Annotated in this window: 9 protein-coding genes; 4 read left to right on the forward strand and 5 right to left on the reverse strand. The window is 54.6% G+C overall.

The annotated features are described in order from the left end of the window. The first annotated feature begins 76 nt into the window (after positions 1-76). Together apaG and folE are read left to right on the forward strand one after the other, a co-directional pair. Complete coding sequence (apaG, locus tag AUQ43_RS00665) at positions 77-469, forward strand: Co2+/Mg2+ efflux protein ApaG (protein ID WP_062953726.1); 393 nt, start codon at positions 77-79, stop codon at positions 467-469. 88 nt (positions 470-557) lie between these two features. After that, the gene (gene folE, locus AUQ43_RS00670; RefSeq protein WP_008889129.1) at positions 558-1,148 is read left to right on the forward strand and encodes a GTP cyclohydrolase I FolE; all 591 of its coding nucleotides are present in this window, start codon (positions 558-560) and stop codon (positions 1,146-1,148) included. Between the two features lie 93 nt (positions 1,149-1,241). Here folE and AUQ43_RS00675 read toward each other — a convergent pair whose 3' ends face one another. Genes AUQ43_RS00675 through AUQ43_RS00685 form a run of 3 tightly spaced genes read right to left on the reverse strand, consistent with a single transcriptional unit; the run spans position 1,242 to position 3,165 of the window. Further along, positions 1,242-1,691, reverse strand: coding sequence for a cytochrome c (locus tag AUQ43_RS00675; RefSeq protein WP_062953695.1), 450 nt, complete (start codon positions 1,689-1,691; stop codon positions 1,242-1,244). Positions 1,692-1,749: 58 nt separating this feature from the next. Further along, a complete protein-coding gene (locus tag AUQ43_RS00680; protein ID WP_062953696.1) occupies positions 1,750-2,610 on the reverse strand; it encodes a fructosamine kinase family protein in 861 nt (286 codons plus the stop codon). Between the two features lie 24 nt (positions 2,611-2,634). Continuing rightward, positions 2,635-3,165, reverse strand: coding sequence for a low molecular weight protein-tyrosine-phosphatase (locus AUQ43_RS00685; RefSeq protein ID WP_232310546.1), 531 nt, complete (start codon positions 3,163-3,165; stop codon positions 2,635-2,637). Positions 3,166-3,336: 171 nt separating this feature from the next. Between AUQ43_RS00685 and AUQ43_RS00690 the strand changes: the two genes are divergently transcribed. Both AUQ43_RS00690 and AUQ43_RS00695 read left to right on the forward strand, forming a co-directional pair. Next, positions 3,337-4,296 (forward strand): helix-turn-helix transcriptional regulator, encoded by a 960-nt coding sequence (locus AUQ43_RS00690; RefSeq protein ID WP_062953697.1) that lies wholly within the window; start codon positions 3,337-3,339, stop codon positions 4,294-4,296. 140 nt (positions 4,297-4,436) lie between these two features. Continuing rightward, positions 4,437-5,702 carry a hypothetical protein gene (locus tag AUQ43_RS00695; protein ID WP_062953728.1) on the forward strand — a complete coding sequence of 422 codons (1,266 nt, stop codon included), beginning with the start codon at positions 4,437-4,439 and terminating at the stop codon, positions 5,700-5,702. Between the two features lie 79 nt (positions 5,703-5,781). Here AUQ43_RS00695 and AUQ43_RS00700 read toward each other — a convergent pair whose 3' ends face one another. Next, positions 5,782-7,212 carry an MATE family efflux transporter gene (locus AUQ43_RS00700; RefSeq protein WP_062953698.1) on the reverse strand — a complete coding sequence of 477 codons (1,431 nt, stop codon included), beginning with the start codon at positions 7,210-7,212 and terminating at the stop codon, positions 5,782-5,784. A gap of 89 nt (positions 7,213-7,301) precedes the next feature. Next, positions 7,302-8,054 (reverse strand): glycerophosphodiester phosphodiesterase family protein, encoded by a 753-nt coding sequence (locus tag AUQ43_RS00705; RefSeq protein ID WP_062953699.1) that lies wholly within the window; start codon positions 8,052-8,054, stop codon positions 7,302-7,304. Positions 8,055-8,505 lie beyond the last annotated feature (451 nt).

The following is an 8,505-nucleotide window of genomic DNA, read 5'->3' on the forward strand; positions in this document are numbered from 1 at the left end:
GTCTACATACAAGGTCCATCTATCGCATTCTTGGCTGATGCAAATTGACTTGAACACACTTGGCCCGGAGACATGCATGTATTCGACCGTAACCCACGATATCAAGGTGTCGGTAAACCCGATGTTCCTTGAGGACGAATCAGATCCGGAAACCCATCGCTATATTTGGGCCTATCGTATCGAGATTGAGAACCTTGGCTCGAAGACCGTTCAATTGTTGAATCGGCACTGGCGGATTACAGATTCGCGCGGTGAAACCCAGGAAGTAAAAGGCCCGGGCGTGGTTGGTGAACAGCCTGTTTTGGCATGTGGCGAAAGTTTCAACTACACAAGTGGCGCGCCACTGACCACACCAAGCGGCTTCATGGTGGGCACTTTCGAAATGACGGATATGGACGGCAATCATTTTGATATTGCGATTCCGGCCTTTTCGCTGGACAGTCCGCATGGGCAACACACTGTGAACTGATTGCATCAAAAAACAGTATCAGGTAGCGCGGGCCCTGAGCCCCACCAAGGCAGGTTCAATCCTGTAATAAAATGACAAAGGATTTGGTATGTGCAGCGAACATAACCCGGTGAAGCGTCCGACACGCGAAGAAGCAGAAGAAGCGGTTCGGACACTTCTGCGTTGGGCCGGGGATGATCCCGACCGCGAAGGCTTGCGCGGAACGCCTGACCGTGTGGCACGGTCTTATGGTGAATTCTTTGCTGGCTATCAGCAGGACCCGGCCGAGATTCTGCGTCGGACATTCGAAGAAACCGACGGCTATGACGAAATGGTCGTATTGCGCGACATTCGCGTCGAATCCTATTGCGAACATCACATGGTGCCGATCATTGGTGTGGCGCATGTCGCCTATCTGCCGCGCCGCCGTGTTGTTGGCATTTCCAAGCTGGCCCGCGTTGTCGAGGTCTATGCCAAGCGCCTGCAGATTCAGGAAAAGATGACCGCACAGGTTGCCAACACCATTCAGGAAGAACTCGACCCGCTGGGCGTGGCTGTTGTGATTGATGCCAATCATCAGTGCATGAGCACACGTGGTGTGCACAAGACCGGTGTTTCGATGGTGACCAGCCGGATGCTTGGCGCATTCCGCGATGATCCGATCACGCGTCGTGAATTCTTTGCCATGATCGGCCGCTAAACCAACTCGGACGACCCGAAAACAAAAAAAGGCCGCAGCACGATACATGCTGCGGCCTTTTCATTTACATCAGGCGCTTGCTGCGGTTGCGCGTTATTCCTTGAAATCGCTATGGCAGGATTTGCAGGTCTGCATCATCGAACCAAGTGTTGCCTTGAAATCGTCTTCTGATCCACCGGAAACTGCGACTGTTTTAAGATCGCCGGCCTTGGCATTCAGTTCATTTGCCAGATCCGTGAATTTTGACCAGTCTTCCCAGATGTCCGAAAGTGCTTCAGACGGCTTGTCATTACTGCCTTCCGGGAAAAGGGCGGTAAAGGTTTCGCCTGAATGACCTTCGATAATTGTCGCGGCTTTCGCGACCTGGTTCGGGTCGTAGGGCAATGTCCCCTTCATCATCGGGACCATGATTTTGACCTGTTGGCCAATGGCCTTCATGCCTTCCATGCGTTCCTTGACAACACCGGTTGCGCCTTCATGGGCAATGGCGGCAATGCTGCCGACCATGCTGAGCGCAACAGCGGTTCCAATCAGAATTTTCAACTCTCTCATCCCTTAAATTATGTATCTCTCTCACGGGGCTTTAGGCAGTTATCGTACGTTATTGACCAAATTGGGCAAGGATGTGGTCAACCGAACTGACATAATGTCCACCAAACAGTCGAACATGAACCAATAGCGGATAAAGGTTATACAAATTTCGGCGTTCTTCAAAGAATCCGGGCGAAACAGGTAGTATTTCGTTGTATCGCCCAAAGAATTCCGGTGTCAGGTCGCCAAACAATGTGCCAAAGGCCAGTTCGATTTCGCGATCGCCATAATAGATTGCCGGATCAATCAAACCAGCCAGCCTGCCCGACTGACACAGGATATTACCACCCCATAAATCACCATGCAGAAGCGAAGCGGCGCTGTTTGTTGGAAGATACCGTTCAAGACCGTCGATCAACCGATCAATGCGTGCGACGATGCTTTTTGGTATTTTGCCCTCATGGAACGCATGGTGCGCCATGTGACGCAAACGGTGTTCGGCAAAAAAGGTGATCCAGTTTGTTTCCGGTGTGTTGGGTTGCGGTAATCCACCGATCACGGTGTCAAAATCTAATCCGAATCTGTCCGATGTGACTTGATGCTGGGCGGCGAGTTGCTCTGCCAGGTCAAGCTGTACGGACCGGCCCATGCGATTGTCATTGGTAATATAGTTCATCACCAGACAGCTTCCATCCGCATAGACGACCTCCGGACAGGTGATCGGCGAATGTGCCTTGAAGTAACGCAGCATGTCCGCCTCGATGGCAAGGTTGCCATCGTTGGTATCGCTTTGTTTGATCACCAGTTGCCGACCGTCATCAAGGTTTGCACGCATGACATCGCCAACACATCCGCCAGAAAGCGGCGAGATGGATTGCAGTGTGCCCCCTGTGTGGCGGTTGATCAAGTCTGCCAGTGCATTGTTATCCATGGTGAAACCGGACGTTTGCTGGATCTAGATGCCGTGTTTTTCACGGATATCAGACAGGAGCCTGACTGAGGCTTCCTCGATCATGTCAAACACATCAACAAAGCCGTTGGGACCACCGTAATACGGATCGGGGACGCTTTGCCCGGCCAATGTCGGATGATAATCCAGAAAAAGTTCAATACGATTCTGATGCGTGTTGGGGGCCTGAGCGCGCATGTCGCTCAGATGCCCGTGATCCATCGCCAGCACATAATCAAATTGCAGATAGTCATTCGGGCTGATCTTGCGTGATCGAATGTCGCTGAGATCAAGACCGCGGCTTTTGGCCATTTCACTGGATCGCGGGTCTGGCTGTTCGCCAACGTGATAAGCTGACAGGCCGCAGCTATCAACGCTGATATGGTTTTCAAGCCCGGCTTCTCGGACCAGTTTGCGAAAGACACCATCGGCGGTGGGCGAACGACAGATATTGCCGGTACAGACGAAAAGAACCTTGATCACGTTATCAATCCGTATTTCTGGGAAATGTCTGAAGGAACTTTCAAACAGTGACATGGTGGCATCCTTCGGGCAATGCCCCGTCGCATGGATGACTGCGAAGAAAGGTCCGAGTGCCCCGAAAATCCGGTAAATGTAACAGCTTCGTGACATTTTGGATCTGGCACTGACAGTCGGATCAATAGTTTGTATGATCGCGCCAAGATTTGTCCATTTGGCGCGTTTTTAATGCAGGAATTTGTTTCTTTTGGTTTGCATGTTGCCCTGATTCGGCAACTGGCGTGGTTGCCGCGGGGCTATGACCTTGTTCCGGCCGGAACAGTTGTGACCTCGGCCAAGCTGCGCAGCATCATGCTGGCCCTTGAAGAGATCAATGGACCAGCCGTCCTTGTGCGTCTTGGGCGTTATCTGGCAGCCAAGGAACAGGAACCCATCCTGACCATGTTGCGTCATTCGGCCACTCCTTCGGTGATTGCGGATCGCTGGCGCCGTCTTGAAGGGTATTCTCATGCCCGCGCGCGCAGCGCGTCTGCCGTGACCGGAAAATCGATGAACATTCATCGTGGTGTGGTCCGTGGTCAACCGCCCGCACGGGTGGAAAACCTGCTGTTGCTTGGGTTCCTGATCGGCTTGCTTGAAGCTGCCGGGGCCGAAGACATTGACGCCACTATCCTGCCAAGCCACGGTTCTGCGGTGCGTGTCATGCGCAAGGGGCGCGTCAGTGACAAACTTGCCTTTGCCGGGCGCGGTTTGCGATTCCGGATCAACTGGGGCAGCTTCGAACAGGTCTCTTCTTCGTACCCGTTTATGGCCAATATGCCCGGAACGGCTCCGATGATTGGGGCGCAGCGACCGGTGGTGCAGCAGCTGTGTGCTGTGCTTGAGCATGATATCGGGCGCAGTTGGACGATTGATGAAGTTGCCGCGGCACTTGATACATCTGGCCGCACCCTGCAGCGTCGCTTGCAACAGGCCAACAGTCGGTTCTCTGACCTGTTGCGGTTGGTTCGGGTGCGCGAAGCTTGTCGGCTTCTTTACGGCACCAACCTGTCAGTGGGTGAAATCGGTTTCTGGTGCGGTTTCACCGACAATGCCCATTTCTCGCGCGATTTCAGGCGTTTGTTGTCTATGCCGCCGTCGGTCTACCGCGAAGCCAGCATCGGCCACGCCGGTTTGACGCGGGCCTGATCGGCCCGAAGGTCTTTGGTGGACCGGGGCCGGATTGGCCGCCACTTGATTGAGCCGCATGATTGACCTGTTCGGTTTCCTTGGGTATCAGCAGCGCGATACGCGATATTGTTGCGCCCCTTCGCATCCACGAGGCTGCCATGACCGAGTCTACCCGCCCAGCAAATGAATATTCCGGTTTTCTGCCGCCGCGTTTTCAAAACCGTCCGGATGCAGATGACGTGGTGGTCAAGACCTGGACGGTCGGTGACGCGCTGGAGGATCACAGCGTTCCGGAAATGCCAGCGGCACTATCCCTGTTTTTTGATCTGGTTGCCCCTGCCGCTGGTCGGGCCGATGCGACCGGGTTTGCCATGCTGTGGCTGGATCGCCATCCGCATGAAGCGCCGGGCTGGCGGCTGTCCATCGGTCATGTTGGATCGGAAGATGATCTGGAAATGGCGGTGGCCAAGCCACTGGCACGACTGGTCGACGCCATGCCGATGGCCAATTTCGAATGCGAAAGCTGGCATCTGACGCGTCCGCTCTGGCGCAAGCGCGCCGAGCCGGTGAAGCTTGTCTTCTGGGGCGATTTTGCCAAGCATGCCCGCGCGATTCTGGGTCATAGCGACGGCGCGTCATTCTATCAGCCACTTGGGGCAGGGCTGCGCTCTGATGATGTCGCAACCATGTTGCCCCTGCTTGAAGACATGCTGGGCGCCCCTTTCCTGAAGGGGGGGATGGGGTTTGAAGATGCCTTGCGGCTTGGTGTTGCTTTGGGGCGCGCGCATCTGATCGAAAGCTGGATTGAAGCAGGTGGTGCAGAAAAGGAACCTTACTTCCGGCCGATGAAGATCTGGCATCAGGCCTGGCTTGCCAATGCATTGGTTGATCCGGCAGTGGCAAGTCTTGCCATGTCGGGCAAGCCACCGATGCCAGCCCTTGATTTTGCAAGGAACAGCACACCGGCATCGCGCCGCTCGGCCCTTGATGATCTGTCTTCATGGCTTACAGAAGTGTTCTTTACCGATGAATATCCTGCTCTTCGTAACGCCTTTGTTGCCGGGGTGCAAAATGCCGTTTGGCTCGATAGCGACCTGCAACAATATCTGCAGCCACAACAACGCTCCGAGATATTGCAAGGCCTGATGCCCTACTGCCGTTGGTTCCTGGCGATGGCGCTTTATAACCATCTGGGCAATCTGGCGGCCGGGACGGCACGTGATGATCAGGTCGCATTTTACGCAACTGTTGTCGATGCCCTGCCGGAATTGGCTCCGCTGGGCGAGTTCGCAACCCAGCGCGATATCGAACAACACATTATCCGGATTGATGCCCCGCGTGCTGCATCGGCGTTTGATACGCTGGTCTTGCCGTTCTGTGATCTTCTGATGCCGCGACGCCAGTTTGACGCCACGCGTTCCTGATGGCTGGGCCAATACCCCAAAGAAAAAGCGCCTCCGGGAAATCCGGGGCGCTTTTTTCGGTTTCGATATCTGGCTTGGCTTAAAGCTGTTCGGGATGTTCCGGAATGTCACGTGATGACACGATCAAAAACCGGATCGCCAGGCCGCTAACCGCGACAAGGCTGGCAATCGCAATGCCCCAGAACAATCCGGGCACGCCCATCTCAAGGGTGAAAGACAGGTAATACCCAACCGGGATCATGACAAAGATGTAAGACACCAGATGCAAAATCGTCGGTGCCCATTTGTCCCCGGCCCCGCGAAGTGCGCTGATCGCCGCATTCTGCCCGCCATCGGTTGGGAAAATGATCGGCATCAGGATCAGAACCGAAACTGTTGTCGCAATTACCGCAAGGTCTTGCGTAAACAGATGCGCAACCGCATTGGGGAACAGGTAAAGCGGAATGCTAAGTGCAAGCATCACGCACATCGTGGTCAGAAGGCCGATCCACCCGGCAAGTGCCATGTCCGGCCGATCCCGTCGGCCATAGGCGATACCGACCCTTACCGATGTTGCAGAAGCCAGACCAAGCGCGACCATGAACATCAACGCCAAAAGCGTCATGCTGATCCCGTAACTCGCAGCGGCAATCACACCAAGGCGACCGGCAAAAAGCTGCATGGCGGCAAAGGCACCGGTTTCCATGCCCTGGCTGGCCCCGGCAGCATAACCAAGATGACGGGCATCGCGTGATCCACGCCACCAACCGGCAAAGCCATTTCGGATGCCATAAAGATGATGGCTTTTCATCAACAGGATATAGCCCAGCAGACTAAGCGCCATGAACCAGCGGATCACACTGGATGTCCAGGCCGCACCTTCTGCGCCCAGTTCCGGCAAGCCAAAGGCACCGTAGACCAGGCCATAATCCAGAACAAGGTTGATGAAGTTGGCAACAATCATCATCACCATACCCGGTAGCGGGCGCTGCAATCCTTCAAGGAAGAAGGCGCAGGTAATGTAAATAAGGGCGGCTGGCATGCCGATCGACAGAATTACCGCCAGATCACCGGCATGATCGGTGATCTCGGTCGGCTGGCCCGTAATGACAAACAGCCAATGCGATTGCATGGTCAGAATGGTAAACAGGATGCTGACCAGAATGGCATAGGGCATGGCATTACGCCAAACCGCACCGGCGGCCATCAGGTTGTCACGGCCCTTGGCATGCGATGTCATCACCATGACCCCGGTCAGAAGCCCGATGCCGGTGACCATCAACGATGTGAAAGGTGCATGCGCAATATTCAGATAGGCCAGCGCCGAACTGTCATAATTGCCAACCACGATGGTATCGACCACGGCCATGATCAGCATGCCAAGACGGGCAATCGTGACCGGCAGCGCCAGTCTGAACAGTTCACTCAGATGGCGCTTTACCCGGTTATCGGGATAAAGCGGTGTTGGCGACGTCGCCGGATCAATGGGGGGCGGTGGAACCGCGGCACCATCTTGTGGGGCAATTGACATTGAACTGTTTCCTGCGTGTTATTTAGCAATCAGAACCGTGGATCGTGGTGGCGCTCCGGTTCTGATGCCGTGTTGCCCCTTTATGGGGTCTATCTGTGGGCGGCGAACGGTCGCCTTGGGATTGCCATCAGCAATTTGGCCGGATCATCGGTAATGACAGATGTAGCTCCCCAGGAAAACAGCTCCTTGGCGCGTTCGACATCATTAATGGTATAACAAACCAACGGCACACCGGCATCGACAATCTCGGCAGCAACAACCGGTGTCAGCGCCTTGTGATCGATATGGATGGCAGAAGCGCCAAGACGCTCATATTCCGCCTTCCAGTTTTCCGGCAGGGTTTCAAGCAGCCAGCCACATGGCAGGTCGGGCATATGTTGGCGCATATGGGCAACAGCGGTGTCATCAAAGCTTGAAATCAGAATCGGCGGGACGGTCTTTGATCTGCCAAGTTCCTTGATGACTTCTTCACAGAGCCGCACCGGATCACAGCCCGACGGTTTGATTTCAAGGTTGGCGCCCATTTCCATGAAGTAAAGGGTCTCAAGCGTATCGGACAGGGTCGGGATACGTTCACCTTTATATATGTCTGAAAACCAGCCGCCAGCATCGAGGCCGCGCAGGGTCTCAAAATCACTTTGGTGAATCGGGCCGGTTCCGTTGGTTGTGCGCTCAAGTGTGTCGTCATGAATTAGAACGCATTTGTTATCCGCGCTTAGCGTGACATCACATTCAATCCATTTGGCGCCGCGGGCGCCGGCAACCCGAAAGGCGGCAATGGTGTTTTCCGGGGCTTCAATCGAAGCGCCGCGATGGGCGACAATGTGCGGGATCTCGATCACGGATGTTGGCCTTATGATATGGGTGGGCAGCAACACGGAAAACGGCTGATGGATGGATCCATCGGTTGTGTTGGCGTTGCAAGATCATCAATGGGATTCTCTTACGCGACTTGGATTGTGTGAAAAAGCGAAAATCTTGTTGCGATTTGAACGTTTCCCTTTTCGTTTTTGCTGCGAAGTCATTGGACTCCATATTGTAATCACTGACTCATAGCCCGTTTTCCCCATGGTTTTCCGTGTTATGCGCCGATGTGGGTCGAGCTATGCACATATCCGGTTTCTACGTGAAACCCCCGAAAGCCAAGGGTTTGTGCGGACCGTTTCGGGGGTGAAAAAAACAATCGCCGAAAAACTCCAAAAATCTCGAAAAAAGGTGTTTACAGGTTCGGATTGGGGCCCTATAACCCGCCTCCACCGACGGGGTGCGGCGCCAACGAGACGGCGACGCGGA

The organism is Thalassospira sp. MCCC 1A01148, from assembly GCF_001613795.1.
In the GTDB taxonomy this organism is placed as follows: Bacteria; Pseudomonadota; Alphaproteobacteria; order Rhodospirillales; family Thalassospiraceae; genus Thalassospira.

Coding starts and splice junctions, on each gene's coding strand:
- apaG (WP_062953726.1), top strand. CDS start 77: ATGTATTCGACCGTAACCCACGATATCAAGGTGTCGGTAAACCCGATG.
- folE (WP_008889129.1), top strand. CDS start 558: ATGTGCAGCGAACATAACCCGGTGAAGCGTCCGACACGCGAAGAAGCA.
- AUQ43_RS00680 (WP_062953696.1), bottom strand. CDS start 2,610: ATGGATAACAATGCACTGGCAGACTTGATCAACCGCCACACAGGGGGC.
- AUQ43_RS00685 (WP_232310546.1), bottom strand. CDS start 3,165: ATGTCACTGTTTGAAAGTTCCTTCAGACATTTCCCAGAAATACGGATT.
- AUQ43_RS00690 (WP_062953697.1), top strand. CDS start 3,337: ATGCAGGAATTTGTTTCTTTTGGTTTGCATGTTGCCCTGATTCGGCAA.
- AUQ43_RS00695 (WP_062953728.1), top strand. CDS start 4,437: ATGACCGAGTCTACCCGCCCAGCAAATGAATATTCCGGTTTTCTGCCG.
- AUQ43_RS00700 (WP_062953698.1), bottom strand. CDS start 7,212: ATGTCAATTGCCCCACAAGATGGTGCCGCGGTTCCACCGCCCCCCATT.